This is a genomic window from Stenotrophomonas sp. CASM106 (assembly GCF_049384825.1).
Taxonomy (GTDB): domain Bacteria; phylum Pseudomonadota; class Gammaproteobacteria; order Xanthomonadales; family Xanthomonadaceae; genus Stenotrophomonas; species Stenotrophomonas muris.
In genome coordinates this window covers 319,207-345,548 of record NZ_JBMRFS010000005.1, presented here as the reverse complement: position 1 = coordinate 345,548, position 26,342 = coordinate 319,207, and the positions used below count along the sequence as shown (strand labels likewise).

21 protein-coding genes are annotated in these 26,342 nt (G+C 65.2%); 14 read left to right on the top strand and 7 right to left on the bottom strand.

Features of this window, described 5'->3' with window-relative positions:
* Positions 1 to 71: 71 nt before the first annotated feature.
* Entirely contained in the window at positions 72 to 1,241 is a 1,170-nt protein-coding gene (locus VG556_RS14740; protein WP_032958445.1) for a class I SAM-dependent rRNA methyltransferase, read from the bottom strand.
* A gap of 386 nt (positions 1,242 to 1,627) precedes the next feature.
* Here VG556_RS14740 and VG556_RS14735 point away from each other — a divergent pair, with 386 nt between their 5' ends.
* Together VG556_RS14735 and VG556_RS14730 are read left to right on the top strand one after the other, a co-directional pair.
* A complete protein-coding gene (locus VG556_RS14735; RefSeq protein WP_049408436.1) occupies positions 1,628 to 2,590 on the top strand; it encodes a TerC family protein in 963 nt (320 codons plus the stop codon).
* Between the two features lie 106 nt (positions 2,591 to 2,696).
* The gene (locus VG556_RS14730; protein ID WP_032958447.1) at positions 2,697 to 3,467 is read left to right on the top strand and encodes a rhomboid family intramembrane serine protease; all 771 of its coding nucleotides are present in this window, start codon (positions 2,697 to 2,699) and stop codon (positions 3,465 to 3,467) included.
* 153 nt (positions 3,468 to 3,620) lie between these two features.
* Here VG556_RS14730 and VG556_RS14725 read toward each other — a convergent pair whose 3' ends face one another.
* The 6 genes from VG556_RS14725 to rpmH all read right to left on the bottom strand — a co-directional run bounded on the left by VG556_RS14725 (position 3,621) and on the right by rpmH (position 11,371).
* The gene (locus tag VG556_RS14725) at positions 3,621 to 4,727 is read right to left on the bottom strand and encodes a glycerophosphodiester phosphodiesterase (protein ID WP_049408437.1); all 1,107 of its coding nucleotides are present in this window, start codon (positions 4,725 to 4,727) and stop codon (positions 3,621 to 3,623) included.
* Between the two features lie 147 nt (positions 4,728 to 4,874).
* On the bottom strand, positions 4,875 to 6,224 hold the full coding sequence (mnmE, locus tag VG556_RS14720) for a tRNA uridine-5-carboxymethylaminomethyl(34) synthesis GTPase MnmE (protein WP_049408439.1): 1,350 nt from the start codon (positions 6,222 to 6,224) through the stop codon (positions 4,875 to 4,877).
* Positions 6,225 to 6,227: 3 nt separating this feature from the next.
* On the bottom strand, positions 6,228 to 8,900 hold the full coding sequence (locus VG556_RS14715; RefSeq protein ID WP_053494814.1) for a polysaccharide deacetylase family protein: 2,673 nt from the start codon (positions 8,898 to 8,900) through the stop codon (positions 6,228 to 6,230).
* A gap of 115 nt (positions 8,901 to 9,015) precedes the next feature.
* Positions 9,016 to 10,731, bottom strand: a complete 1,716-nt coding sequence (yidC, locus tag VG556_RS14710; RefSeq protein WP_014648955.1) for a membrane protein insertase YidC — start codon at positions 10,729 to 10,731, stop codon at positions 9,016 to 9,018.
* Positions 10,731 to 11,225, bottom strand: a complete 495-nt coding sequence (rnpA, locus tag VG556_RS14705; protein WP_080053031.1) for a ribonuclease P protein component — start codon at positions 11,223 to 11,225, stop codon at positions 10,731 to 10,733. The genes yidC and rnpA overlap by 1 nt, the downstream gene beginning before the upstream one ends.
* Positions 11,226 to 11,230: 5 nt before the next feature.
* Positions 11,231 to 11,371 (bottom strand): 50S ribosomal protein L34, encoded by a 141-nt coding sequence (gene rpmH / locus VG556_RS14700; RefSeq protein ID WP_005411729.1) that lies wholly within the window; start codon positions 11,369 to 11,371, stop codon positions 11,231 to 11,233.
* Positions 11,372 to 11,626: 255 nt separating this feature from the next.
* Here rpmH and dnaA point away from each other — a divergent pair, with 255 nt between their 5' ends.
* The 12 genes from dnaA (at position 11,627) to cls (ending at position 26,318) form a co-directional block, all read left to right on the top strand.
* Positions 11,627 to 12,958 carry a chromosomal replication initiator protein DnaA gene (gene dnaA / locus VG556_RS14695; RefSeq protein ID WP_014645405.1) on the top strand — a complete coding sequence of 444 codons (1,332 nt, stop codon included), beginning with the start codon at positions 11,627 to 11,629 and terminating at the stop codon, positions 12,956 to 12,958.
* A gap of 275 nt (positions 12,959 to 13,233) precedes the next feature.
* A complete protein-coding gene (gene dnaN / locus VG556_RS14690; RefSeq protein WP_005411731.1) occupies positions 13,234 to 14,334 on the top strand; it encodes a DNA polymerase III subunit beta in 1,101 nt (366 codons plus the stop codon).
* A 991-nt stretch (positions 14,335 to 15,325) separates the two neighbouring features.
* Positions 15,326 to 16,420 (top strand): DNA replication/repair protein RecF, encoded by a 1,095-nt coding sequence (recF, locus tag VG556_RS14685; RefSeq protein ID WP_100450835.1) that lies wholly within the window; start codon positions 15,326 to 15,328, stop codon positions 16,418 to 16,420.
* Positions 16,421 to 16,532: 112 nt separating this feature from the next.
* On the top strand, positions 16,533 to 18,992 hold the full coding sequence (gyrB, locus tag VG556_RS14680) for a DNA topoisomerase (ATP-hydrolyzing) subunit B (protein ID WP_014645407.1): 2,460 nt from the start codon (positions 16,533 to 16,535) through the stop codon (positions 18,990 to 18,992).
* 67 nt (positions 18,993 to 19,059) lie between these two features.
* Positions 19,060 to 19,908: a CPBP family intramembrane glutamic endopeptidase gene (locus VG556_RS14675; protein ID WP_046433405.1), complete on the top strand. Its 849-nt coding sequence runs from the start codon at positions 19,060 to 19,062 to the stop codon at positions 19,906 to 19,908.
* A 71-nt stretch (positions 19,909 to 19,979) separates the two neighbouring features.
* Positions 19,980 to 20,786, top strand: a complete 807-nt coding sequence (locus VG556_RS14670; RefSeq protein ID WP_014645409.1) for a M48 family metallopeptidase — start codon at positions 19,980 to 19,982, stop codon at positions 20,784 to 20,786.
* Positions 20,787 to 20,918: 132 nt separating this feature from the next.
* The gene (locus VG556_RS14665; RefSeq protein WP_014035419.1) at positions 20,919 to 22,112 is read left to right on the top strand and encodes a tetratricopeptide repeat protein; all 1,194 of its coding nucleotides are present in this window, start codon (positions 20,919 to 20,921) and stop codon (positions 22,110 to 22,112) included.
* A gap of 143 nt (positions 22,113 to 22,255) precedes the next feature.
* Positions 22,256 to 22,924, top strand: coding sequence for an energy transducer TonB (locus VG556_RS14660; protein WP_423180023.1), 669 nt, complete (start codon positions 22,256 to 22,258; stop codon positions 22,922 to 22,924).
* A 94-nt stretch (positions 22,925 to 23,018) separates the two neighbouring features.
* Complete coding sequence (exbB, locus tag VG556_RS14655) at positions 23,019 to 23,780, top strand: TonB-system energizer ExbB (RefSeq protein ID WP_005411738.1); 762 nt, start codon at positions 23,019 to 23,021, stop codon at positions 23,778 to 23,780.
* A 61-nt stretch (positions 23,781 to 23,841) separates the two neighbouring features.
* Complete coding sequence (locus VG556_RS14650; protein ID WP_005421196.1) at positions 23,842 to 24,267, top strand: ExbD/TolR family protein; 426 nt, start codon at positions 23,842 to 23,844, stop codon at positions 24,265 to 24,267.
* A gap of 3 nt (positions 24,268 to 24,270) precedes the next feature.
* Positions 24,271 to 24,684 carry an ExbD/TolR family protein gene (locus tag VG556_RS14645; RefSeq protein ID WP_005411740.1) on the top strand — a complete coding sequence of 138 codons (414 nt, stop codon included), beginning with the start codon at positions 24,271 to 24,273 and terminating at the stop codon, positions 24,682 to 24,684.
* Positions 24,685 to 24,857: 173 nt separating this feature from the next.
* The gene (gene cls / locus VG556_RS14640) at positions 24,858 to 26,318 is read left to right on the top strand and encodes a cardiolipin synthase (protein WP_100450836.1); all 1,461 of its coding nucleotides are present in this window, start codon (positions 24,858 to 24,860) and stop codon (positions 26,316 to 26,318) included.
* The last annotated feature ends 24 nt before the right edge of the window (positions 26,319 to 26,342 follow it).

Genomic DNA, 26,342 nt, shown 5'->3' with positions numbered 1-26,342 from the left:
AGCCCATGCTCGGCTGCCAGACAGATCATCCGAGCGTGGGCTCGGCTCTACAGAGATCGGCAGTGACGCGGTCAGTCGACCACGCGGCAGAACACGGCCTTCAGGTAACGCGATTCCTGCACGTGGGCCATGAACGGGTGGTCCGGACCGGCGCCGGCCACCTTCAGGATCTGGATCGTGCGGCCGGAGAAATACGCCGCGCGGCGCAGCATGTCGAGGAACTGGTCCTCGGCCACCAGGCCGGTGCAGGAGAACGTGGCGAACAGGCCGCCCGGCTTGACCACGCCCAGCGCCAGCTTGTTCATGTCCAGGTACTTCTTCAGCGCAGTGATGACCTGGTCGCGGTCGCGGGTCATCTTCGCCGGGTCCAGGATCACCACGTCGTACTGCTCGCCACGATTGGCCGCATCACGCAGCCACGGGAAGATGTCGGACTGGACGAACTTCGGGCGCACGTTGTTCAGGCGCGAATTGCCCTTGGCGATCTGGATGACGTCTTCATCGATGTCGATGCCGACCACTTCCGAGGCGCCTCGCGCCGCCGCGTACACCGCAAAACCGCCGGTGTTGCAGCACAGGTCCAGCACGCGCTTGCCTTCCACCTGCTGGCTCAGCCACTCGCGGTTCTCGCGCTGGTCGGCGAAGAAGCCGGTCTTGTGCGCACCGGCCGGGTCGGCGCGGAACTTGATGCCGTACTCGGTGATCACCGACGCCTCGGTGGTGGTATTGCCGTGGAAATCGAAGCTTTCCTGTTTCTGCACGTGCTCATCGGCGAAGCTGTGGAAGCGGCAACCCGGGAACTGCTCGCGCAGGGCGTCGTAGATCCACTCGCGGTGGCGGAACATGCCGGCGGCGAAGAATTCGACCACCACCAGGTCGCCGTAGCGATCCACCACCAGGCCGGACAGGCCGTCGCCTTCGCTGTGCACCACGCGCCAGGCGTCGGAGACCGCGTCGAGCTTGAGCACCTCACGGCGCAGTGACACCGCCTGGGCAATCTTGCGCGAGAACCAGCCGGCATCCACCGGCACGTTCTGGTCGGTCTCAAGGATGCGCACGGCAATGCGCGAATGCCCGTTGTAGAACCCGCGGCCAATGAACTCGCCATCAATGCCGACCACGTCGACGATGGAACCGGGCTTGGGCCGGACGGTCGGCTTCTCGACCAGTTTCTGGAAGATCCACGGGTGGCTGGAGCGCCACGCATTCTTGAGGCGGACAATCGGAAGGGGGGTATTCATCCACCCATTGTAAACCGGGCGCCGGGGTCAGATCCCCGAAGGGGCTCTGACCCCCGCCGGCGTGCCAACCAAGGTTGGCACCCACCAGGCCGGAACGGGCTCGGGAATGGGGTCAGAGCCCCTACGGGGATCCGACCCCTCGTCCCCCATTTGACGGCGGCCCAGCCAGACGGCAGAATCGGCGCCAGAAGGGGAGTAGCTCCCAGACGTTGTCGCCGTCATTTCGAGCCCGCAGGCTCCGGTGCAACGGCAGTTCCAGCCGACTGGAACTGCGAGCGAGACCTTCGCCGTACTGGCGAAGCTCTGTCCCTGGATCCCCCTCCCGATCCTCCGTTGCAGATCCTCGCCGTCCGGCCTGGCATTCATCTTTCCAACGGACATTCCCAATGCAGACGATCGGTAACGTGTGGTTGTGGGGCGGCTTCGCAGCGGTGGTGGTCATCGCCCTGCTGGTCGACCTCGTGTTGATGCGCCATGGTGGACCGCACAAGGTCACCTTCAAGGAAGCCCTGTGGTGGTCGATCGGCTGGGTCGCGCTGGCCCTGTTGTTCAACGCCGGCCTCTGGTACTACCTGAATGAGACCGCCGGCCAGGTGGTGGCCAACAAGGTCGGCCTCGAATTCCTGACCGGCTACCTGGTCGAGAAGGCGCTGGCGGTCGACAACATCTTTGTGTTCCTGATGATCATGAGCTACTTCGCAGTACCGGAGGAGCAGCGCCAGAAGGTGCTGATCATCGGCATCCTGGGTGCGATCGTGCTGCGTACGATCATGATCTTCGCCGGCAGCGTGCTGATCAGCCAGTTCCATTGGCTGCTCTACGTGTTCGGTGCCTTCCTGCTGTTCACCGGCTGGAAGATGTGGTTCGCCGCCGGCCAGGAACCGGATCTGGAAACCAACCCCGCCCTGCGCTGGATACGCAAGCACCTGCGCCTGCTGCCGGACTACGCCGGCAATGCGCTGAGCGTGAAGCGCGATGGCGTGCGCTGGTTCACCCCGCTGTTCGCGGTGCTGATCCTGATCGCGGTCACCGACGTGATCTTCGCCGTGGACAGCATCCCGGCGATCTTCGCGATCACCACCGACCCGTTCATCGTGCTCACCTCCAACGTGTTCGCGGTGCTGGGCCTGCGTGCGATGTTCTTCCTGCTGGCCGGCATGGCCGACCGCTTCCACCTGCTGCCGTACGGCCTGGCGCTGGTGTTGGCCTTCATCGGCATCAAGATGATGATCATCGACCTGTTCAAGATCCCGACCCCGGTGTCGCTGGGCGTGGTCGCGGTGATCATCGCCGCCACCGTGGTGCTGAGCCTGAAGTACCCGCCGAAGGAAGGCTCGGGCCACGCCTGAGCCTGGGCGGTGGGAAGACGCGGCCGGCGGGATTGTCCCGCCGGCCGCACCCACTCTCCCGCAACAGTGGCCTTGGTTTCGCGCCAGCCACCGCCATTGCTGAGGTATGGACAACAACACGCCCCTGCCCGCCGGCGACGTGCCGGCCCCCCGCAATGACCGCTCGCGCATCCTGCGGGCGTTCAATGTCAGCCTGGCGGCCGTGCTGGTGCTGGTGGCCGTGTTCGCCCTGCAGGGCACGTTCGACTGGCGACCGTGGGCGGTTGCGCCACTGGAAGCCAAGGGCCTGCTCGGCCTGATCGGCGGCCCGATGCTGCATGCCTCGGTCGAGCACATCGCCGCCAACAGCATCGCCATCCTGATCCTCGGCACCCTGGCCGGCAGTGTGTATCCCAAAGCCACCGTGCGCGCCCTGCCCCTGCTGTGGCTGGGTTCGGGCCTCGGCGCGTGGATGCTGGGCAATCCGGGCAGCGTGCACCTGGGTGCCAGTGGCGTGACCCATGGCCTGATGTTCCTGCTGGCCAGCCTCGGCCTGCTGCGCCGCGACCGTGCGGCAATCGCCACCGGCCTGATCGGCATGCTGTTCTATGGCGGCATGCTGATGACCATCCTGCCGCATGCCGATGGCGTGTCCTGGCAGTCGCACATGGGCGGCGCCTTCGCCGGCATCATCGCCGCGCTGCTGTTCCGCAACGCCGATCCGCTGCCGCCGCGCCAGCGCTACAGCTGGGAAGACGAAGAAGACGAGGCAGAGCCGCTGGCCGACGACGAGCTGGAGCCGCCGTCTCCGCAGCGCGTACCGGTGTTGTGGCAGCCGCGCGAGGGCCAGGACTACGTGGTGATCCCGTTCCGCCGCCCGGACGAGCCGCGCGGTTGAGGTAACGGTAGTGCCGGCCACTGGCCGGCAACCTCATGAACCGGTAGTGGCCGACCTTGGTCGGCGCGGTTGTTGCGTGCCAACCAAGGTTGGCACCTACCAGAGCACACCGGCCCCCGGGTAGCGCCGGGCCATGCCCGGCGCGTTGATCGCTCAGTTCCCCGCCGCGCCCATCCCGTCCACCGCCTGCCGGCCGAGCGCGGGATCATCGGTGAAGAACGCATCGATGCCGGTCGCCAGGTAGGCGCGCATCTCAGCGATCGAGCCTTCGACGTTGCGCGCGTTGTCGGCGCCCTTGCGCAGGTTGCTGGGCTGGAAATGGTTCTCCGGGCGGAAAGTGTACGGAATCACCATCAGGCCGGCCGCATGCGCATCACGTACCAGCGCGGTCGGCGTGCCCAGCGCACCCTTCGCATCCAGCGGAATGATCGAACGCAGCTCGGGGCCGATGCCATCGGCGTAGCCGGCGATGTCCTTCAGCCCGGCCGGGGTCATCATCTGTGCGTAGGTCAGCGTGCCGCCGGCCTTGGCGATGTCGGCCGGCTGGGTATCGCCCTTCCACAGCAGCTGCAGCAGGCGGATGTTGCTGCCCCGGCCGATCTTGCCATGCAGGTAGCGCAGGTTGGCGGTCTCGAACGACTGGATCGTGACCGGGCCGACATTGGTGTACGCGTTGCCACGCAGCGCGGCCAGCAGCTTGTCTTCCATCGGCAGGCCGATGGACTGGAAATAGGTCGGGTGCTTGATCTCCGGCACGAGGCCGATGCCACGGTTGGCGCGCCCGGCCTGCTGCACCAGGAAGGCCAGGATCTCGTCCAGGCTGGCGATGCGGAACTGGCCGTCGTAGGCGGTGCTGCGCAGTTCCGGCAGGCGCTCACGGGCGTACAGGGTCTTCAGCTCGGCCAGGGTGAAGTCCTCGGTGAACCAGCCCTCGACCTGCTGCCCATCGATCACCTTGCGGGTGCGGCGGCTGGCGAACTCCGGATGCGAGGCGACGTCGGTGGTGCCGCCGATCTCGTTCTCGTGGCGGGCCACCATCACGCCGTCCCTGGTCATCACCAGGTCCGGTTCGATGTAGTCGGCGCCATCGGCGATGGCCTGCGCATACGAGGCCAGGGTGTGCTCGGGCAGCAGTGCGCTTGCCCCGCGATGGCCGTAGACCGACACCTTGGGCACGGCCGGGGTGGAGGATTCAGCACTCATGGCCACCGATGGTGCCACGGCCAGCGACAACAGCAACGCACAACCCCACGACTTCACTGCGACTTCCCCAAGCGGTATGTGATGGGCGTCAGTATGCGGCGGCAATGTGACAGGTGGGGGACCTGGGGTCGGATCCCCGCAGGGGCTCCGACCCCGTGGCGGAACCGTGCAGGGTCAGAGCCCCTTTGGGGATCTGACCCCGTGTTACTTGCCAATGCAGAAACTGGAGAAGATCCTCCCCAGCAGATCATCGGCACTCATCTGCCCGGTGATCTCACCCAGCGCATCGTGGGCCAGCCGCAGTTCCTCGGCGGCCAGCTCCAGGTGCTCGTGCGCCAGCTCGCCATCGGCGCGCTGCGCATGTTCCTGCGCGCGTTCAATCGCATCCACGTGGCGCGTACGCGCGGAGAACTCGCCGTCCACCTGCTCACCGGCACCGGCCGAAGCTATCGAACGCAGGCGCGCATGCAGATCGTCGAGCCCGGCGCCGGTGGCGGCCGAAACGAACACCCGATCCGGATCATCCAGCGACGGCAGCGCCGCCAGCAGATCCGACTTGTTGTGGATGTAGAGCTTGTGCGGTACCGCCGCCACGGCCTCGCCCAGCGCCGCTTCACCGGCCGCCGGATCGCGCGCATCCAGCACGATCAGCGCCAGGTCGGTGCGCTCGATTTCCACGTGGGCGCGGCGCATGCCTTCGCGTTCGATGGCGTCACCGCCGTCGCGCAGGCCGGCGGTGTCGACCAGGGTCAGCTCCAGGCCATCCAGGCGGATGGTTTCGCGCAGGGTGTCGCGGGTGGTGCCGGCGATGTCGGTGACGATGGCGCGTTCGCTGCCGGCCAGCGCGTTGAGCAGTGAACTCTTGCCGGCATTGGGCGGACCGATCAGCACCGCGTGCAGGCCATCGCGCAGGCGACGGCCGCGTTCGGCATCGCGGCGCAGAATGGCCAGATCGCTGCGCGCCTGTTCCAGCCCACGCCGTACCTGCGCGCCACCGAGGGTATCCAGCGGTTCGTCGGCGAAGTCGATGGCCGCTTCCACGTGGATGCGCAGCAGCACCAGCTGCTCGACCACCGCATCGATGCGGCGCGAGAACACGCCATCCAGTGAACGACGCGCCGCGCGTGCGGCACGGTTGTCGCCCGCAGCGATCAGGTCGGCGATGGCCTCGGCCTGGGCCAGGTCCAGCTTGCCGTTGAGGAACGCCCGTTCGCTGAACTCACCCGGCCGCGCCTGGCGCGCACCGAGCGCGATGCAGCGCGCGACCAGCTGCTGCAGCAGCACCGGGCTGCCATGGCCCTGCAGTTCCACCACCTCTTCGCCGGTGAAACTGTTCGGTGCCGGGAACCACAGCACGATGCCATCGTCGATGACCTCGCCGTCGGCATCACGCAGGCGCGCGTAGTGCGCGTGGCGCGGGCGCAGTGCAGGCGCCCCCAGCGCATTGGCAATCGCCGCAGCGCGCGGACCGGACAGGCGCAACAGGCCGACACCGCCGGCGCCGGGGGCGCTGGCGATGGCCACGATGGTGTCGGTGCGGATCGCGTCGTTCATGGCTCAGAGCTTCTCCAGCTGCGCGCGCGCCTGGGCCGCGCCACTGCCCTGCGGCTGCAGCGCCAGGTAGGTGGTGTAGGCCTGCTTCGCCTTGGCCTTGTCGCCGGCGTTGAAGTAGGCATCGCCCAGGTTCAGATGGGCCACCGCGCGCGACGGGTCGATCTTCAGCGTGTTCTCCAGCCAGCGCGCGGCTTCTGCATAGCGCTGCTGGCGGTAGTAGACGAAGCCGAGGTTGTTGGCGGCCTGGGCGAAATCAGGACGCAGCTTCAGCGCTTCGGCGAACTGCGCGGCTGCCTCGTCGTACTGCTTCTCGCGGTACAGCTGCAGGCCGCGGTCGTTGGCCTGCTGCGCGCGCTGGCGGTCGGACGCCGGGCCAGCGGTGGGCACCACCAGCTTGGCCTTGCCACCCTGCAGGTCGGCCACCGTCACCGGCGCCTGGCTGCCCTTGGCCTCGCTGGCCGCGTCCACCTTGTTGTTCAGCGCGATCGCATCGGCGGTCAGCTGGCGCGTATCGGCGTTGAGGAATTCCTGGCTGTCCGGCACCTGGAACACGAACTCGCCGCCCTGCGAACCGGGCAGGCTGCCGAAGGCCGGGGTCTGGTGCGAGACCGCCGATACGGCCGGCGCCACGTAGGCGGCCAGCTCGGTACCGGTGATCAGGCCGTCGCCGTTGAGGTCGCCCTTGCCGGCCAGCGCCTGCAACAGCACCCAGGTGAACACCGAATGGCCGTTCGGGCCAGCATCGGCCACCTGCTGGTCGGCACCACCGGCGGTCAGCATCTGCCGCGCGCTGCGACGCGCGTTCTCGCGCAGGAACGACGACGACGACGGCCCACCGCGGGTCAGGCCCAGGCCGCTGTAGCAGGCATCCATCACGAACATCACATGCTTGGCCTGCATGCTCTCGGCAATGTTCTGGATGTCGGTCATCGCGATGGCGTCGGTGGCGAATTCCTTCGGGTCCGAATCGACCGGAATGATGTAGCCCAGGTCGCGCCCGGAAGCGAGCTGGCGGGTCGCGCCATGGCCGGCGAAGAACACGAACACGCGGTCGTTCTTGCCGGTGCGGTCATCTGCCAGGCGATCGTGGAAGGCCGCGAGGATGTTGTTGCGGGTCGCCTGCTCGTTCTTCAGCACGATCACCTGCGAGGACGGGAAGCCGAACTGCCCGGTCAGGGTATCGGCCACCGCCTGCGCGTCGTGGCTGGCGTACTCCAGCTTCGGCCACTTGGCATAGTTGTCGATGCCGACCACGATCGCCCAGGACTTCTCGTAGCCGGTGGTGACCGTGGCGGCACCGGCTTCACCCTTGCGCGCACGGGCGACAGTGAAGTCACGGCCGTTCCAGCCGGCGAACTGGTAACCATCGGCGATCAGCCGGTCGAGGATCTGCGGCAGCGCCTTCACCGCACGATCGTGGATGTCGTGGAACAGGATGATGCCGCGCTGTTCCTTGTTCACCTGGTCTAGCACGCGCTGCACGATCGATTCCGGTACCGGGTCGGCCCAGTCCATCGAGTCGATGTTCCACATGATCGACTTCAGCCCGGCCTCGTTGAGCAGCTGCAGGCCTTCGGCATTGCGCGCGCCATACGGGAAACGGAACAGCGGCGCGCGCTTGCTGTCGACATCCTTCAGCAGCGTGTCGGTGTCGAGCACCTGCTGGCGCAGCGCGTCACCGGTGGTGCGCGACAGCTGGGCGTGGGTCAGGCTGTGGTTGCCGACCGCATAGCCCTCTTCCATCAGGTTGCGGCTGATCTTCGCCATCGGGCCGAGGCTGACCTTGCCATCGGCCTCGACCTTGCCAAGGTTGCGGCCCACTTCAAAGAACACACCCGGCACGTCGTAGCGCTTGAGGATGGCCACCACTTCATCGGTATAGGCCTTGTGCGGGCCATCGTCGAAGGTCAGCACCACGGTCTTGGCCGGCAGGTCGCGGCCGAAGATCTCGCGGTCGCTGTCCTTCATCGACATCGGGTAGGGCTCGATCACGCCGTAGTCGCGCAGGATCGCTTCGCGGCTGTAGTCCTTGTGCAGGTGGGCGATGTAGTCGTCCCACTTCTCACGCTTCAGCTCGATGGCACGGGTGCGCTCGAAGCGGCTGAAGATGCGGGTCAGTTCCTGGTTGTAGTTTCGCTCGATCTCGTCGAGTGCCTCCAGGTCCTCGCCGATGCGCTGGTGCAGCTTGACCGCCGGCAGCGACGAATCAGTGCCGACCCGCTCATGCAGATCACGCAGCACTTCGCGGAAGGCCAGGCGGTCGGCGTCGAACAGTTCCGGCGCCGACTCGATGTAGTCCAGCACGGTGCCGAGGGTGGCGAAGCGCTGCGGGCTGGAGCCGCGCAGCAGGGTGTCGAACTGCGCGGCGATCGCCGTGCGCTGTTCCAGGCCATCGTGGAACAGCTGCTGGCCCACACGCGTGGAGGTGCCGCGGTCGGCGGCCGATTGCTGTTCCTCGTCTGCCAGCAGCACGATGATCCGGCGGTAGCCGTCGAGCTGCTTCTGCAGCGCCGCCAGCAACGGCGCGGCGGCCGGATCGGCGGCGGCCGCGGCCTGCGCGCTTGGCTGGGTGACGGTGGTCGCCGGCGCCTTCGCGTCCTTGTCGCCGCAGCCGGCAACAACCAGGGTCAACAACAGCGAGGGCAGGAACAGGCGGAACGACGACGCACGCGGCATGGCGGACTCGAAGGTGGGAGGAACGGTGTGCCGGCGATTCTACCGCCGCATGCGAAAAGCCCGCCTTGCGGCGGGCTTTTGCTGGGGTCAGCCGGCCAGCGGCCGGCTCTACCGATTACTTCTTCTTGACCGGGGCCGGAGCGGTGGTGGCCGCAACCGGCTCGCCGCCATGGCGCTTGGTCATCCACCACTGCTGCAGCAGGCCCAGGCCACCGTTGACCACCCAGTACAGGACCAGGCCGGACGGCATGAAGGCCATCATGACGCCGAACACCAGCGGCATGAACTGCATCATCTTCTGCTGCATCGGGTCCATGCCCGGTGCCGGGGTCAGCTTCTGGGTGAACCACATCACTGCCACGTTGATGACCGGCAGGATGAAGTACGGGTCGCGTGCGGTCAGGTCCTGGATCCAGCCGAACCAGGGCGCCTGGCGCAGTTCGACCGATTCCACCAGCACCCAGTACAGAGCGAAGAAGATCGGCATCTGGATGAGGATCGGCAGGCAGCCGCCCATCGGATTGATCTTTTCCTTCTTGTACAGTTCCATCATCGCGGTCTGGAACTTCTGGCGGTCATCGCCATAGCGTTCCTTCAGCTGCGCGATGCGCGGCTGGAAGCGGCGCATCTTGGCACCGCTCTTGTACTGGGTCGCCGACAGCGGGTACAGCACCAGCTTCAGCAGCACCACCAGGCCGACGATCGCCCAGCCCCAGTTGCCGACCAGCTTGTGCACCTGGTTCAGCACCCAGAACAGGCCCTGGCCGATCACCGCCATCATCGAGAAGCGGCTGTAGTCGACCACGCGGTCCAGGCCCGGCACGTCTTCCTTGGCGATCAGGTTGACCAGCTTCGGGCCGACCCACAGGCGGGCCTCGGTGCTGGTGGACTGGCCCGGGGCCACGGTGAAGGCCGGGCCACGCGCTTCAATCAGGTCACGACCGGCCACCTGCGACAGCACGTAGTGCGCGGTCTGGTCCTTCTGCGGGATCCAGGCGGTGAAGAAGTGGTGCTGCAGCATCGCCAGCCAGCCGCCGGTGATGTTCTGGTTCAGTGCGCCGTCGTCCAGGTAATCCTTGAACGCACGACGCTGGTACTTCTTGTCGTTGTCGTACCAGGTGGCGCCGTTGAAGCTGAACGAATCCGGGTTGGTCATGCTCCGCGACAGGATGGTCGGGGTGCGGTCCAGGGTGCGGTAGACGTAGCCGTTCCACGGTGCGGCGCCGGCGTTGCTGACTTCGTCCTTGAAGCGCACGGCGTACTCGTTGCGCGAGACGGTCAGGGTGCGCTTGATGGTCACGCCGTTGTCGGCGGTCCACACGAACGGGATCTGCAGTTCGTTCTGGCCCTTGGCCAGCACGAAGTCCTTGGTATCACCGACCAGCTTGAAGCCGTCAGCGCCGGGAACCGGGGTGTTCTTGTCTTCGCTGGCCCAGCCGCTGATCGCGCTGTACGGATGCGCGGGGTCTTCGGTCAGCAGGCGAACCGGCGGGCTGCCTTCGTCCTTGGTCTGCGGGAACTGCAGCAGCTCGGCATCGAGCACACGGCCGCCGTCCAGCACCAGGCGCAGCACGTCGGTGGTGACGGTCACGCGCTGGCTGGCCGGGGTGGCGCTGGCCTGGGCCTGCACAGCGGCCTGGCCCGGCGCACCCGGGACCTGCGCGCTGGGGATGCTGCCCGGGGTCGCGCCCGGAACACTCTGTGCAGCAGCCGGGGCCGACGTGGTCGTCGGTGCCGGGGTCGGAGCAGCCTTTTCACGGCTCCACTCCATCCACAGCAGCACGGCCACCATCAGCCAGGCAAAAATGAGGAATACGCGGGTCTGGTTCATCAGCGGACAGGCTCGGCGGGGCCGGGACGCGATGCCGGCTCGGTCAAAGAAGGAGTTGCGATGCCATCAGGCGGCGGCATTGTGCCGTCCACGCCCGGCGCGGGCAATGCACGCAGGCGACGCAGCAGGCGCAGGAAGGCCTGGCGGATCTCGTCGTTGCTGGCGGAACGCGCAGCACTACGCGCCACGACGACGAAGTCGCCTGGCTGGATTTCGGTACGTGTCTGACGCAGGATGTCGCGCAGGACGCGCTTGATCCGGTTACGCCCCACGGCGTTCGGATCAACCTTGCGGGAAACCGCCAGACCCAGCCTGGCCGGCCGGTCAGCCGGCAGCCAGTGCAGGGTCATCAGCGGATCGGACACACGGCGGGCGCCGTTGAAGACCGTTGAATATTCGGCACGCGTGCGAACCCGCGCAGAGCGAGGGAATCGCTTGCGCGGGTCTGCAGTATTCACTGTCGAAGGGATTGCGTCTGCCGCGGGGTGCGGCATGGCAATCAGGCGCTCAGGACTTTGCGGCCCTTGGCGCGGCGACGCGACAGGATCTTGCGGCCGTCAGCGGTCTTCATACGGGCACGGAAGCCGTGGTCGCGCTTACGCTTGAGGTTGCTGGGCTGGTAGGTGCGCTTCGTGGCCATTGGGGGCCTCTCGTATGAATGGGACGGAAAGAACCGGAAATTCTAGAGAGGTACCCTACCCCGCGTCAACCCCTGGCAGCTACGCGAATTCACCGGGCTGTGCAATAGCTGTGGATGTTTTTGTGAATAAGTAGGGGACAAGCATTCCGAAGGCGGGCGCTCGGTGGTAGTCTGAGCCATCCATTTCCCCCCTTTCCGGCCTGTGTTTGGGCGCCTTGTCGCGTCCATGCCCCGGCCACCGGACGATTATTGCTGATGGATGCCTGGTCCCGTAGTCTCGAGCGCCTCGAAGCGGAGTTCCCGCCGGAAGACGTTCATACCTGGTTGAAGCCGCTGCAGGCCGATCTGCGCGTGGACAGCCTGGTGCTGTATGCACCGAATGCCTTCATCGTCGACCAGGTCCGCGAGCTGTACCTGGCCCGGATCCGCGAGCTGCTGGCGCATTTCGCCGGTTTCAGCGACGTTTTTCTTGAAATCGGCTCGCGCCCGCGCCCTGTGGAGGCGCAGAACGCGCCGGTTTCCACGCCGTCGGCGCATGTGTCCAGCGAACCGCAGGTGCCCTTCGCCGGCAATCTGGACAGCCACTACACGTTCGCCAACTTCGTCGAAGGCCGCAGCAACCAGCTGGGCCTGGCCGCCGCCTTCCAGGCAGCGCAGAAACCGGGCGACCGGGCGCACAACCCGCTGCTGCTGTACGGAGGCACGGGCCTGGGCAAGACCCACCTGATGTTCGCCGCCGGCAACGCCATGCGCCAGGCCAATCCAGGTGCAAAGGTGTTGTACCTGCGTTCGGAACAGTTCTTCAGCGCGATGATCCGGGCCCTGCAGGAAAAGACCATGGATCAGTTCAAGCGCCAGTTTCAGCAGGTGGATGCGCTGCTGATCGATGACATCCAGTTCTTCGCCGGCAAGGACCGCACCCAGGAAGAGTTCTTCCACACCTTCAACGCGTTGTTCGATGGCAAGCAGCAGATCATCCTGACCTGCGACCGCTATCCGCGCGAAGTCGAGGGCCTGGAAGCGCGCCTGAAGTCGCGGCTTGCCTGGGGCCTGTCGGTCGCGATCGAACCGCCGGACTTCGAGACCCGCGCCGCGATCGTGCTGGCCAAGGCGCGCGAACGCGGTGCCGAGATTCCCGATGATGTTGCGTTCCTGATCGCCAAGAAGATGCGCTCCAACGTGCGCGACCTCGAGGGCGCGCTGAATACCCTGACCGCCCGCGCCAACTTCACCGGCCGCGCGATCACCACCGAATTCGCCCAGGAAACCCTGCGCGACCTGCTGCGCGCCCAGCAGCAGGCGATCAGCATTCCCAACATCCAGAAAACCGTTGCCGACTACTACGGCCTGCAGATCAAGGATCTGCTGTCGAAGCGTCGGACCCGCTCGCTGGCCCGTCCCCGCCAGGTCGCCATGGCCCTGACCAAGGAACTGACCGAGCACAGCCTGCCCGAGATCGGCGACGCCTTTGCCGGTCGCGATCACACCACGGTGCTGCATGCCTGCCGCCAGATCCGGACCCTGATGGAGACCGACGGCAAGCTCCGCGAAGACTGGGACAAGCTGATCCGGAAGCTGAGCGAATGATGCACGGATGCCGATGAGGCGTCATCGCACAAAACGGTGCAGAATCCGGTAGCAAGCGCGGGACACGTTGTGGATAAAAATGCCGTTTGAAATCGCGCCAGATTTATCCACAGCTTTCCCCACCCCTTGGGGGTCGGTAATACAGAGGGTTTCGAGGTCTAAAATACCTTTAATTACAAAGACTTAGCATTGTTTTCCAGCGATTCTGTCTCTACCAGCACCACCAAGCTTTTGATTTATTCCACATTTTTTAAAGCATAGGGGCACGGAACCACATGCGTTTCACACTGCAGCGCGAAGCCTTTCTCAAGCCGTTGGCACAGGTCGTCAACGTGGTCGAACGCCGCCAGACCCTTCCGGTTCTGGCCAATTTCCTGGTCCAGGTGCAGAACGGCCAGCTGTCGCTGACCGGTACCGACCTGGAAGTGGAGATGGTGTCGCGGATCGCGGTTGAAGATGCCCAGGACGGCGAAACCACCATTCCCGCCCGCAAGCTGTTCGAGATCATCCGCGCCCTGCCCGACGGCAGCCGGATCACCGTCTCGCAGACCGGAGACAAGATCACCGTGCAGGCCGGTCGCAGCCGTTTCACCCTGGCCACGCTGCCTTCGAACGACTTCCCGTCGGTGGATGAAGTCGAAGCCACCGAGCGCGTGGCCATCGGTGAGGCGACCCTGAAGGAGCTGATCGAGCGCACCGCGTTCGCGATGGCCCAGCAGGACGTGCGCTACTACCTCAACGGCCTGCTGTTCGACCTGCGCGGCGATGCCCTGCGTACCGTTGCCACCGACGGCCACCGCCTGGCGCTGTGTGAAACCGATCTGGCCAAGCCCAGCGGGTCCAAGCGCCAGATCATCGTGCCGCGCAAGGGTGTGACCGAACTGCAGCGACTGCTGGAAAGCGGCGATCGCGAGATCGAGCTGGAAGTCGGCCGCAGCCACGTGCGCGTCAAGCGCGACGATGTCACCTTTACCTCCAAGCTGATCGACGGCCGCTTCCCGGACTACGAAGCGGTGATTCCGATCGGTGCCGACCGTGAAGTGAAGGTTGATCGCGAAGCGCTGCGCGCCTCGCTTCAGCGCGCCGCGATCCTGTCCAACGAGAAGTACCGCGGCATCCGCGTGGAAGTCTCGCCGGGCAACCTGAAGATCAGCGCGCACAACCCGGAACAGGAAGAAGCCCAGGAAGAGATCGAAGCCGATACCACGGTCAGCGATCTGGCCATTGGCTTCAACGTGAACTACCTGCTGGATGCCCTCTCCGCCCTGCGCGATGAGGAAGTCATCATCCAGCTGCGCGATTCCAACTCCTCGGCACTGGTGCGTGAATCCAGCAGCGAGAAGTCGCGCCACGTGGTGATGCCGCTGCGTCTCTGACAGCTGCTGTTCCACGTGGAACCGAACGACGCCCGGGATCTTCCCGGGCGTTTTTTTTGCAGGTTCCACGTGGAGCATCGAGAAGACGCAGTTCTCCGGACGACGTCACTTCCGTCGATGGGCTCGGTTGAAATCCGTTGCCTTTCCGGGATGTTCGTCTCGATCGTTGAAAACAGGATCGCTGGATCGTAGCAATGACGAGTCGCGATTGATCGAAAGTCCAGGTGCAGGATCCGATACTCGTCGCCTGTCCCCAGATCCGGCCAGACAGGGACCGATGATCCTGCATCGCGGCGCGATGGACTTCCCTCTGCAAACGCCGCTGTCCACAGGGAAGATTCGATGCAGATTGGGGCAAGCCTAGCTTCTAAATCTGGGTATAAATCTAAAGCATGGTGGTGATGGTAGAGCCAGATCTCGTGGAAAAACACCTTATCTGACTGATTTAAAAGAAATTTATGCACCTGAAACCCCCTGTATATCGGCCTCCCAGCCTGGGGGGGAACCTGTGGATAGTTTCGAAGGCATGGCAAAAGGGCTTTTTTATCCACAGATTGCCCATACCTTGTGTATAAGTCATACAGGGCAGCTGTGGACAGCGTGGAACGATCGGTCTGATTTCTTTGAAATCTGTGGAACCGCCCAGGGCATGGGACCGTAGATTTCAAGGAATCTGCAGGTTCATCCGCTGGTACTCGTCGGCGACGAGGCAAGCGCTGTCCACGGCATCGCCTGAAATCGGCGAAATCCAAGGCTCACACCCCCGCTACCCTTCGCAGAATCGAAGGATTTCCGGGCTTGCCGAGACCCGCATCTGCTGGGATGAGGAAACAGCGCCACGTGGAACCAGCGGTCAGGGCGCAGGCAGACCTGCGGTAACTGCTCCATAGCTGGCCGGATAGCTGGCCGGGCACGTCCGGCTTGACCGATGCAGTAAGCTGATGGATTCCCTGCCCCTCTGCCGCCCCGTGCGGATGGTCTTTCGCGCCCCATGCTTATCCGCCGCCTCGCCCTGCACCAACTGCGTCGCTTCAATGCGGTGGAGCTGTCGCCCCAGCCGGGATTGAACCTGCTGACCGGCGACAACGGTGCCGGCAAGACCAGCGTGCTCGAGGCCCTGCACCTGATGGCCTATGGGCGCAGCTTCCGTGGTCGTGTCCGCGATGGATTGGTGCGCCAGGGCCAGGAAGCGCTGGAAATCTTCGTGGAATGGGACGAACAACGTGCCAATCACCCGCCGCACCGCCGAAAGGCCGGCCTGCGGCACAGTGGCCAGGATTGGAAGGGGCGCCTGGACGGCGAAGACGTGGCCCAGCTCGGCAATCTGTGCGCAGCGCTTGCGGTAGTCACATTCGAGCCAGGCAGCCATGCGTTGGTCAGCGGTGGTGGTGAACCCCGCCGCCGATTCCTCGATTGGGGCTTGTTCCACGTGGAACCTGATTTCCTGTCCCTGTGGCGCCGGTATTCGCGGGCACTGAAACAGCGCAATGCCCTGCTCAAGCAAGGTGGCCCGTCGCGGATGCTGGATACCTGGGATCACGAACTGGCTGAAGCCGGCGAACCGTTGACCAGCCGTCGGCAGCACTACCTGGAGCGTCTGCAGCAGCGCACCGTGGCGCTGGCTTCCAGCCTGGCCCCGCAGCTCGGCATCCAGGCACTGGAACTCAGCCCGGGCTGGCGTCGGCACGAGCTCCCTCTGGCCGATGCGCTGCTTCTGGCCCGGGAACGTGACCGCCAGGCCGGATACACCTCGGTCGGTCCGCACCGGGCAGACTGGAGCGTGGATTTCCACAGCATTCCGGGTCGCGATGCGCTGTCCCGCGGCCAGGCCAAGCTGACGGCATTGGCCTGCCTGCTGGCGCAGGCCGAGGACTACGCGGAACAGCGCGGCGAATGGCCGGTGATCGCATTGGACGATCTGGCCTCGGAGCTGGATCGCACCCACCAGGCGCGGGTTCTGCAGCGTCTGCTCGGTGGGCCGGCGCAGATCTTCATCACCGCCACCGAAACGCCGGCGGCGCTGCAGGAACTGACCCACATCGCCCGGTTCCACGTGGAACATGCACAGATCGTGGCTGTGCCATAGTGGGCACACCAGGGCCGCTCGACCCCGGCTGGTATAATTCGGGTTGGAATCCTTTCATTCTCGGCACATCGCTCCAAGCGGTGGCCGACCTGCGGAGCCTACGGCAAGCGCAATGAGCGACGAACAGAACACCCCGGCAAACAACGGCAATTACGACGCCAACAGCATTACCGCCCTGGAAGGCCTGGAGGCTGTCCGCAAGCGTCCCGGCATGTACATCGGCGACGTGCATGACGGCACCGGTCTGCACCACATGGTGTTCGAGGTCGTCGACAACTCGATCGACGAAGCGCTGGCCGGCCACGCCGACCATGTCGCGGTGACGATCCACGCCGACGGCTCCGTCTCGGTGTCCGACAACGGTCGCGGCATTCCGACCGGCAAGCACGAGCAGATGAGCGCCAAGCTCGGTCGCGAAGTGTCGGCCGCCGAAGTGGTGATGACCGTCCTGCACGCAGGCGGCAAGTTCGACGACAACAGCTACAAGGTGTCCGGCGGCCTGCACGGCGTCGGCGTCAGCGTGGTCAACGCGCTGTCGCAGAAGCTGCTGGTGGACGTGTTCCAGAACGGCTTCCACTACCAGCAGGAATTCAGCAACGGCGCCGCCGTGACCGCGCTGGCCAAGCTGGAAACCACCACCAAGCGCGGCACCACCGTGCGCTTCTGGCCGTCGACGGTCGCCTTCCACGACAACGTGGAATTCCACTACGACATCCTGGCTCGCCGCCTGCGCGAGCTGTCGTTCCTGAACTCCGGCGTCAAGATCGTCCTTGCCGACGAACGTGGCGATGGCCGCCGTGATGACTTCCACTACGAAGGCGGCATCCGCAGCTTCGTGGAGCATCTGGCCCAGCTGAAGACCCCGCTGCACCCGAACGTCATCTCGGTCACCGGCGAGCACAACGGCATCGTCGTGGATGTGGCGTTGCAGTGGACCGACTCCTACCAGGAGACGATGTACTGCTTCACCAACAACATTCCGCAGAAGGACGGCGGCACCCACCTTGCCGGCTTCCGCGGTGCGCTGACCCGCGTGCTCAACAACTACATCGAGCAGAACGGCATCGCCAAGCAGGCCAAGATCAACCTGACCGGCGATGACATGCGCGAAGGCATGATCGCGGTGCTGTCGGTGAAGGTGCCGGACCCGAGCTTCTCCAGCCAGACCAAGGAAAAACTGGTCAGCTCCGACGTGCGCCCGGCGGTGGAAAACGCCTTCGGCGCGCGCCTGGAAGAGTTCCTGCAGGAAAACCCGAACGAAGCCAAGGCGATCGCCGGCAAGATCGTCGACGCTGCGCGTGCACGCGAAGCGGCGCGCAAGGCCCGCGACCTGACGCGCCGCAAGGGCGCGCTGGATATCGCCGGCCTGCCGGGCAAGCTGGCCGACTGCCAGGAAAAGGACCCGGCGCTGTCCGAACTGTTCATCGTCGAGGGTGACTCGGCAGGTGGCTCGGCCAAGCAGGGCCGCAACCGCAAGAACCAGGCGGTGCTGCCGCTGCGCGGCAAGATCCTCAACGTGGAACGCGCACGCTTCGACCGCATGCTGTCCTCCGACCAGGTGGGTACGCTGATCACGGCCTTGGGCACCGGCATCGGCCGTGACGAGTACAACCCGGACAAGCTGCGGTACCACAAGATCATCATCATGACCGACGCCGACGTCGACGGCGCCCACATCCGCACCCTGCTGCTGACCTTCTTCTACCGTCAGATGCCGGAGCTGATCGAGCGCGGTTACGTCTACATCGGCCTGCCGCCGCTGTACAAGATCAAGCAGGGCAAGCAGGAGCTGTACCTGAAGGACGACCCGGCGCTGGACAGTTACCTGGCCAGCAGTGCGGTGGAAAACGCCGCGCTGGTGCCGGCCACCGGCGAACCGGGCATCGAAGGCCTGGCGCTGGAAAAGCTGCTGCTGGCCTATGCCGCCGCGCTCGATTCCATCGAACGCAATGCCCACCGCTATGACCGCAACCTGCTCGAAGCGCTGGTCGATTTCGTGCCGATGGACATGGACAGCCTGCGCAATGCGGGCGAAGGCGAAGGCCTGGATGCGCTGGCCAAGCGCCTCAACCAGGGCAGCCTGGGCAGCCCGCGTTTCAGCCTGGAACTGCAGGAGGCCAACGAGGAGCGCCCCGCCGCCGTGCTGGTGACCCGTCGCCACATGGGCGAGGAGCACATCCAGGTGCTGCCGCTGTCGGCGTTCGAAAGTGGCGAACTGCGCGCGATCCACCAGGCCTCCAAGCTGCTGCACGGGCTGGTGCGCGAAGGTGCAACGATTTCCCGCGGCGCCAAGTCGATCGAAGTCGACAGCTTCGCGAAGGCGCAGAACTGGCTGCTCGAGGAGGCCAAGCGCGGCCGCCAGATCCAGCGATTCAAGGGTCTGGGTGAAATGAATCCGGAGCAGTTGTGGGATACCACGGTGAACCCGGAGACCCGTCGCCTGCTGCAGGTGCGCATCGAGGATGCGGTCGCTGCCGACCAGATCTTCAGCACCCTGATGGGCGATGTGGTCGAACCGCGTCGTGACTTCATCGAAGACAATGCGCTGAAGGTCGCCAACCTGGATATCTGACACAATCGGGACCTGGCCGGTGCGCGGGGAGCTGCACCGGCCTTCGTCCCTTGAACGCAGGTACCTGATGTCCGCATCCGCCCCGGTCTCCGCCGCTCCGCCTCCGGTTCCGCCGCCGTCTACCCCGCCGCGCGCCGTGGCACCGTTGGCAGGTTTCTTCATCGACCTGGGCATCGCCGCCGTCACCCTGGTCGGCCTGAGCATGGTCACCGGACTGTTCTGGGGCTTCTACCGTGCGATCGTGGTCAGCCGCGCCAACGTCGCGGCCAATGGCGGTGCACTCACACCTGACAGCGCCGGCGCGGCAGTGGGCCAGCCCGGGGCCCTGGCCCAGATCCTGATGGCCCTGATCGCCACCGGTGGTGCCGCGCTGCTGCTGTACTTCTGGCGGCGCCCGGCGAACGCCGGCGAACGCCTGGCCTCGCGACAGGCGCTGCAGCGTCCTTCCACCTGGGGCTGGACCCTGCTGGTGGCCACGCTGATCGTGGTTGGCAGCAACGGCGTCGCCTTCCTTTCCAAGCAGTTCGGCATCGAGCCGGTGCCGACCAACGTGGAACTGATGCAGAGCGCGATCGCGCGCTTCCCGTTGTTCCTGGTGCTGTTTGCGGTCGTCCTCGCCCCCGCCTACGAAGAGCTGCTGTTCCGTCGTGTCCTGTTCGGGCGCCTGTGGCAGGCCGGCCGCCCCTGGCTGGGCCTCATCCTCAGCAGCCTGGCGTTCGCCCTGGTCCATGAAGTGCCCGGTGTCAGCAAGAACTCGCTGCTGGGCATGGCGCAGCTGTGGCTGGTCTACGGCGGCATGGGTGCCGCCTTCTGCTGGCTGTACCGCCGCACCGGCACCCTGTGGGCGGCGATCACGGCGCATGCGCTGAACAACGCGGTGGCGCTCGCCGCAATGGTGTTCCTGGGGTCAACGTAACGCCGTGCCCGCTTGACGAAAGATTAAGCAGGTACGCTACACACTGCGCACATGAACACGGGGGCGGACCCATGAAACAACTGCTGCTGGCTCTAGTCATCACCACCGTGGTCAGTGCCTGTGCGACCACCACCTCGCCAACCGGAAGACGGCAGATGGTGGGCGGCGTATCGCAGGCACAGCTTGACCAGCTCGGCGCGCAGGCGTTTGCCGAGACCAAGCAGAAAGAGAAGATCAGCACCGATGGCCGCCAGAACGGCTACGTGCAGTGCGTGGTCAACGCGTTGGTCGCGCAGTTGCCGCCTCAGTACCGTGGCGTACGGTGGGAGACCGCCGTGTTCGTCGACAAGGAACCGAACGCCTTTGCCCTGCCCGGCGGAAAAGTGGGCGTGAACACCGGCATTTTCACCGTCGCCAAGAACCAGGACCAGTTGGCTGCCGTGATCGGCCATGAGATCGGCCATGTCATCGCGCGTCACCACGAAGAACGCATCACCCGGCAGATGGGCGCGCAGACCGGCCTGGCCGTGCTGGGCGCGCTGGCCGGTGCCGCCTATGGCGATGGCGCCGCCAGCACGGTCAACCAGCTGGGTGGGATGGGCGCGCAGGCGGCCTTCCTGCTGCCGGGTTCGCGCACGCAGGAAAGCGAGGCAGACGTGATTGGCCAGCGGCTGATGGCGCAGGCTGGATTCAACCCGGCCCAGGCCGTGGACCTGTGGCAGAACATGATGGCCGCCAGCGGCGGTCGCAGCCCGCAATGGCTGTCCACCCACCCCGATCCGGCCAACCGGATCCAGGAGCTGCGACGTGATGCACCGGGCCTGACGCCGGTCTACCAGCAGGCGCAGGCGGCCGGGCTGCGGCCAAAGTGCGGATGAGTGCGCAGTTCTATGCTGTATTGCAGCACATAAAACGATTTCTCACGCCATCTGTTTCTGATACGTTTGGCGGCTCAGATTTTTCTGACAGTCCGACTTTGCCGCTATCCGGCGGTTCGATCGAGGTGAACGATGATTTTCCGTAACCACAAAGCTGTGCTTTCCGTCCTCGTCGCGACCGCCCTGACCGGCGCCGTGGTCACCGATGCCTTTGCGCAGTCCTCGCGTTCCTCCGACCGTGGCAGCCGCGGCGGTAGCAGCAAGCAGGCCAAGGCCGAACCGCTGTACCCGAATGCGACCCGCCAGGAGCCGACCGCCAAGGCCTCGGCCAAGATGGGCAGCAAGCTGCAGAAAATGATCGACAGCTACAACAAGGAAAAGTTCCCGGAGACGCGCGAACAGGCTGACGCGATCCTGGCCGACAGCGCTTCCAACGAGTACGACAAGTCGCTGGCCGCGCAGCTGGCCTCGCAGGCCGCCTACCAGACCGACGACGTGCCGGGCGCCATCGCGTACCTGAAGCAGGTGATCCAGTTCAACGGCCTGGACAACAACGGCCACTTCCAGTCGATGCTGATGCTGGGCCAGCTGCAGCTGCAGGAAGACAAGACCGCCGAAGGCCTGGCCACCCTGGACAAGTACTTCGCAGAGAGCAAGTCGACCAAGCCGGAAGAGCTGATCGCCAAGGGCCAGGCGCTGTACCAGCTGGAGCGCTACCAGGAAGCGATCCCGGTGCTGAAGCAGGCCATCGCCGGCGCCGCCGAACCGAAGGACAACTGGAACCAGCTGCTGATGGCGGCCCTGTCCGAAGCCGGCCAGACCGGTGAGGCCGTGCAGGCCGCAGAAGCGCTGGCGGCCAAGAACCCGACGGACAAGAAGGCCCAGCTGAATCTGGCCAACATGTACATGCAGGCTGACCAGATGCCGAAGGCCGCCGCGGTGATGGACAAGCTGCGCAGCAGCGGCCAGCTCACCGAAGAGCGCGAGTACAAGCAGCTGTACTCGATCTATGCCAACACCGAGAACAAGGAAAAGGACGTCATCGCGGTCATCAACGAAGGGTTGCAGAAGGGCATCCTGAAGCCGGACTACCAGGTCTACCTGGCGCTGGCCCAGTCCTACTACTACTCCGACCAGGTGCCGCAGGCGATCGATGCGTGGCAGAAGGCTGCCCCGCTCTCCAAGGACGGTGAGACCTACCTGAACCTGGCACGCGTCCTGCATGCCGAAGGTCGCGTCCCCGAGGCCAAGCAGGCCGCCCAGCAGGCGCTGGCGAAGGGCGTGAAGAACCAGGCGGATGCCAAAAAAATCATCAACCTGAAGTAAGTAGGAATAACGCCTGAATGCCTGCTCAGTTGATGCGCAGGCGCTCAGGATTGGTATAAGCTTGGAGGTTCCTGCGGTGTCATGCACCGCTGATCAGGGATCCCGCCCCCGGGATTCCGGCCCCACTATTGAGCTCTTGGCGCATGACGGAACAACTAGTCGTTCACCGGTACGAACAACCCGATGACAAGGGGCTGAGCTGGCCTCGCATCGTCGGCATCGCGTTTGTAATTGCCCTGCATCTGGCCGCCTTCATGATGCTCCTCATTCCCGCCGTGGCTCCCAAGGCCGTCGCGGAGAAGGAGCGCAACGTCATGGTGACCATCGTCGACGCGCCGCCGCCGCCCCCACCGCCGCCGCCGCCGCCGCCGCCGCAGGATACTCCGCCACCGCCGGTGAAGAATCTGTCGCCGCCGAAGCCGTCGCCCGTACCGCCGCCGCCGCAGGCGCCGGTCGTGGACGTGCCGGAGCCGCGCCCGAACGATATCGTCACCCCGCCGTCGCCCCCGTCGCCGCCGGCTCCGCCGACCTCGATCGAGGCCAGCGTGGACATCTCGTCGAAGGCCATGAATCCGCCGCGCTATCCGCCGGCCGCCTTCCGCGCGGGTATCCAGGGCGAAGTGATCCTGATCATTGATGTCGATGCCAACGGCAACGTCACCAATGTCACGGTGGAAAAGTCCAGCCGTAACCGCGACCTGGACCGTGCTGCGATGGAAGCAGCTCGCAAGTGGCGCTTCAACGCCGCTGAATCTGTCGGTAAGAAGGCGGCAGGTCGCGTTCGCGTCCCGGTCAACTTTGCGCTGAACTGATGCGACCGGGTGGCCCTCCGGCCACCCCCGCTCCCGGTTCGATTGTTTAGCTTAGCTACACCCTTTATCACCACACACAACAAAGGTAAGCGTCATGCTGCAGGAAATTTTCATCGCCGCTGCTGCCGGGGGCAATCCGTCCAACGCCCTGTCGCAGATGGGCTTCGAGCACCTGATCCACGAAATGACCACCAAGCCGGGTGATTTCGCGGTTTCCTGGGTCGTGCTGCTGACCCTGATCGCCATGTCGGCCATGTCCTGGTACTGGACCGTCATCAACATCTTCCGTGCCACCCGCCTGAAGAGCGCCGCTGACCGCGTCGTCAGCCTGTTCTGGGACACCCCGAACGCGCAGGACGCCATCCGTGCGATGGAAGAGCAGCCGGCTTCGGAGCCGTTCTCGAAGATCGCCCTGGACGCTGCCCAGGCCGCTGCTCACCACCAGCGCGCTGAAGGCGGTGCTACCGGCGGCGTCGGTGAGAACCTGAGCCGTTCGGAGTTCGTCGACCGCGCTCTGCGCCAGGCCGTCACCCGCGAAAGCAACAAGCTGCAGTCGGGCATGACGCTGCTGGCCACCGTCGGCGCGACCGCTCCGTTCGTCGGTCTGCTGGGTACCGTGTGGGGCATCTACGGCGCGCTGATCAAGATCGGTGCCACCGGCTCCGCTTCGATCGACGCCGTTGCCGGCCCGGTGGGTGAAGCGCTGATCATGACCGCGATCGGTCTGTTCGTCGCAATCCCGGCCGTGTTCGCCTTCAACTTCTTCAGCAAGATCAACAGCGCGACCATCAGCAAGTTCGATACCTTCGCGCACGACCTGCACGACTTCTTCGCCACCGGTTCGCGCGTCCGCTAATTGCGGCGCGCGTCACCCAGCGACGAAGTAAGTAGTCACCAAGATCTAGACGGAGCCCGTTATGGCTTTCAGTAGTGGTAACAGCGGCGGCCCCATGGCCGACATCAACGTTACGCCCCTCGTGGACGTGATGCTGGTGCTGCTGATCATCTTCATCATCACGGCGCCCCTGATGTCCCACAAGGTCAAGGTGGATCTGCCGGAAGCCAACCTGATCCAGAAGCCGGAAGATGCTGAAAAGCGTCCGAACCCGATCACGCTGGCAGTCAAGGAAGACGGCTCGATCTACTGGAACGACGAAGAAATCAACAAGCAGACTCTCGAGTCCCGCTTGGCGACCGCCGCACAGCAGACCCCGCAGCCGCCGCTGAACCTGCGTGGTGACCGCACCACCAAGATGCGCGTCATCAACGACCTGACCAAGGTCGCGCAGGAACAGGGCATGCTGGACGTCGGCTTCGTTGCGACCAAAGAAAAGGGGCAATAAGCCATGGCATTCAGTAGTGGTGGTGGCAAGGGCCCCATGGCAGACATCAACGTCACGCCCCTCGTGGACGTGATGCTGGTTCTGCTGATCATCTTCATCGTGACCGCGCCGATCATGACGTACCCGATCGCCGTGGACCTGCCGCAGCGCGTGCTCAACCCACCGCCGCAGCTGGTCGAACCGCCGCCGCCGATCGAACTGAAGATCGACGCCAGCAACCAGGTCTCGTGGAACAACAGCCCGATCAATACCAGCGAGCTGCAGCAGCGGATGGAGCAGGAGGTCCAGCGTGACCCGACCAACCAGCCGGAACTGCGCATCGACGCCAGCCCGGATTCCGAGTACGACGTGATGGCCAAGGTTCTGGCCGCCGCGAAGAATGCTCAGATGAAGAAGATCGGATTTGTGCAGCAGTAAACGCTACACCGCAATACAACAGTCATGACGCGACTGCAGACGCCCCTGGAAACAGGGGCGTTTTTTTGTGTTCTCGTCGTGGCGCACGGGTTGGGGTCAGATCCCTTTTCCTGAGGAAAGGGATCTGAGCCCATCCGACCCCATCCGGCAGCAGGCGCCGCTATGATCGGCGGATGCTCGCCCTCTTCGACTCCCTGCGCCATTGGCTCGACGGCATCGCCCACCTCGGCACGATCCTGGCGGTGGCCTACCTGCTCTACCTGTTCGCGCTGGCGGGCTGGATCATGCTGCAGAAGCGCGAGCCGGTGGCCACGCTGAGCTGGATCCTTTCGCTGGCACTGCTGCCCTACCTCGGGCTCTTCATCTACTACCTGCTGGGGCCGCAGAAGGTGAAGCGGCAACGGCTGCGTCGTGGCCGTGCACGCTCGGGCATGGAGCACTACAGCGATGTCTGCCCGCCCGATTCGGACTGCACCGAGCTGGCCAAGGTTGCCCAGGCCACCACCGGACTGGCGCCCAGCAGTGCCACCGAGGTGACCTGGCTGGTCGACGGCGCAGCCACCTATGCCGCGCTGCACGACGCGATCGCGCAGGCGCGCGACCACGTGCACCTGGAGTACTACATCTTCAACCCCGACCATGCCGGCACCGCACTGCGCGATGCCCTGGTCGAACGTGCGCAGGCCGGTGTGCAGGTGCGCCTGCTGCTGGATGCGGTGGGCTCTTCCGCCCTGCCCCGGCGCTTCCTGCAGCCACTGCTGGACGCCGGCGGCGAAGCGATCTGGTTCCATCCGCGACAGCTGCTGAAGCCGTTCAAGCGCCCGTGGCTGAACCTGCGCACCCACCGCAAGCTGGTGATCGTCGACGGTCGCCTCGCCTTCACCGGCGGCATCAACATCACTGACGAGGAAGACGAGAGCCGCAGGCCCGACGCTTACCGCGACCTGCACATGCGTATCCGCGGCCACGTGGTGCGCAGCCTGCAGCTGGTGTTCGCCGAGGACTGGCTCTATGCCAGTGGCCAGGACCACTCGCGTTTCGACATCGCCCGCCTGTGGCCGGCCGACATGCCGCTGCGTGCGGATGGATCGATCAGCGCCCAAGTGCTGGTGTCCGGGCCCGACTCGGGCTGGGAGACCATCCACCGCCTGCACGTGGCGGCGATCCAGGAAGCACACGAGCGCGTGTGGCTGGTGACGCCCTACTTCGTGCCCGGTGAAGCAGCGAGGATGGCGCTGACCTCGGCCGCGCTGGGCGGCCTGGACGTGCGCCTGCTGGTGCCGAAGATGAGCGACTCCTGGTTCGTCACCCAGGCCGCACGGTCCTACTTCGACGAACTGCTGCACGCGGGCGTGAAGATCTACGAGTACGGCCCGCGCATGCTGCATACCAAGGCGTTCATCGCCGACGACGATGTCTGCATCGTCGGCAGCGCCAACTTCGACCACCGCAGCTTCCGGCTGAACTTCGAACTGTCGATGATGATCAGCGACCGTGACCGCGTCGCTGCACTGGCCGAACTGCTGCAGGGCGAATTCGACCGTTCCACGCGGGTGCACGACCAGGCCGGCCGCTCGCTGTGGCTGCACCGCCTGCCCGAGGCCTTCGCCCGGCTGGCCTCGCCGCTGCTCTGACGCAGCGCTACACTGCGGCGATCA

Excerpts from the sequence above, each read along its gene's own strand:
- VG556_RS14740 (WP_032958445.1), bottom strand. The coding sequence starts at position 1,241 with ATGAATACCCCCCTTCCGATTGTCCGCCTCAAGAATGCGTGGCGCTCC.
- VG556_RS14735 (WP_049408436.1), top strand. The coding sequence starts at position 1,628 with ATGCAGACGATCGGTAACGTGTGGTTGTGGGGCGGCTTCGCAGCGGTG.
- VG556_RS14730 (WP_032958447.1), top strand. The coding sequence starts at position 2,697 with ATGGACAACAACACGCCCCTGCCCGCCGGCGACGTGCCGGCCCCCCGC.
- mnmE (WP_049408439.1), bottom strand. The coding sequence starts at position 6,224 with ATGAACGACGCGATCCGCACCGACACCATCGTGGCCATCGCCAGCGCC.
- VG556_RS14715 (WP_053494814.1), bottom strand. The coding sequence starts at position 8,900 with ATGCCGCGTGCGTCGTCGTTCCGCCTGTTCCTGCCCTCGCTGTTGTTG.
- yidC (WP_014648955.1), bottom strand. The coding sequence starts at position 10,731 with ATGAACCAGACCCGCGTATTCCTCATTTTTGCCTGGCTGATGGTGGCC.
- rnpA (WP_080053031.1), bottom strand. The coding sequence starts at position 11,225 with ATGCCGCACCCCGCGGCAGACGCAATCCCTTCGACAGTGAATACTGCA.
- rpmH (WP_005411729.1), bottom strand. The coding sequence starts at position 11,371 with ATGGCCACGAAGCGCACCTACCAGCCCAGCAACCTCAAGCGTAAGCGC.
- dnaA (WP_014645405.1), top strand. The coding sequence starts at position 11,627 with ATGGATGCCTGGTCCCGTAGTCTCGAGCGCCTCGAAGCGGAGTTCCCG.
- dnaN (WP_005411731.1), top strand. The coding sequence starts at position 13,234 with ATGCGTTTCACACTGCAGCGCGAAGCCTTTCTCAAGCCGTTGGCACAG.
- recF (WP_100450835.1), top strand. The coding sequence starts at position 15,326 with ATGCTTATCCGCCGCCTCGCCCTGCACCAACTGCGTCGCTTCAATGCG.
- gyrB (WP_014645407.1), top strand. The coding sequence starts at position 16,533 with ATGAGCGACGAACAGAACACCCCGGCAAACAACGGCAATTACGACGCC.
- VG556_RS14675 (WP_046433405.1), top strand. The coding sequence starts at position 19,060 with ATGTCCGCATCCGCCCCGGTCTCCGCCGCTCCGCCTCCGGTTCCGCCG.
- VG556_RS14670 (WP_014645409.1), top strand. The coding sequence starts at position 19,980 with ATGAAACAACTGCTGCTGGCTCTAGTCATCACCACCGTGGTCAGTGCC.
- VG556_RS14665 (WP_014035419.1), top strand. The coding sequence starts at position 20,919 with ATGATTTTCCGTAACCACAAAGCTGTGCTTTCCGTCCTCGTCGCGACC.
- VG556_RS14660 (WP_423180023.1), top strand. The coding sequence starts at position 22,256 with ATGACGGAACAACTAGTCGTTCACCGGTACGAACAACCCGATGACAAG.
- exbB (WP_005411738.1), top strand. The coding sequence starts at position 23,019 with ATGCTGCAGGAAATTTTCATCGCCGCTGCTGCCGGGGGCAATCCGTCC.
- VG556_RS14650 (WP_005421196.1), top strand. The coding sequence starts at position 23,842 with ATGGCTTTCAGTAGTGGTAACAGCGGCGGCCCCATGGCCGACATCAAC.
- VG556_RS14645 (WP_005411740.1), top strand. The coding sequence starts at position 24,271 with ATGGCATTCAGTAGTGGTGGTGGCAAGGGCCCCATGGCAGACATCAAC.
- cls (WP_100450836.1), top strand. The coding sequence starts at position 24,858 with ATGCTCGCCCTCTTCGACTCCCTGCGCCATTGGCTCGACGGCATCGCC.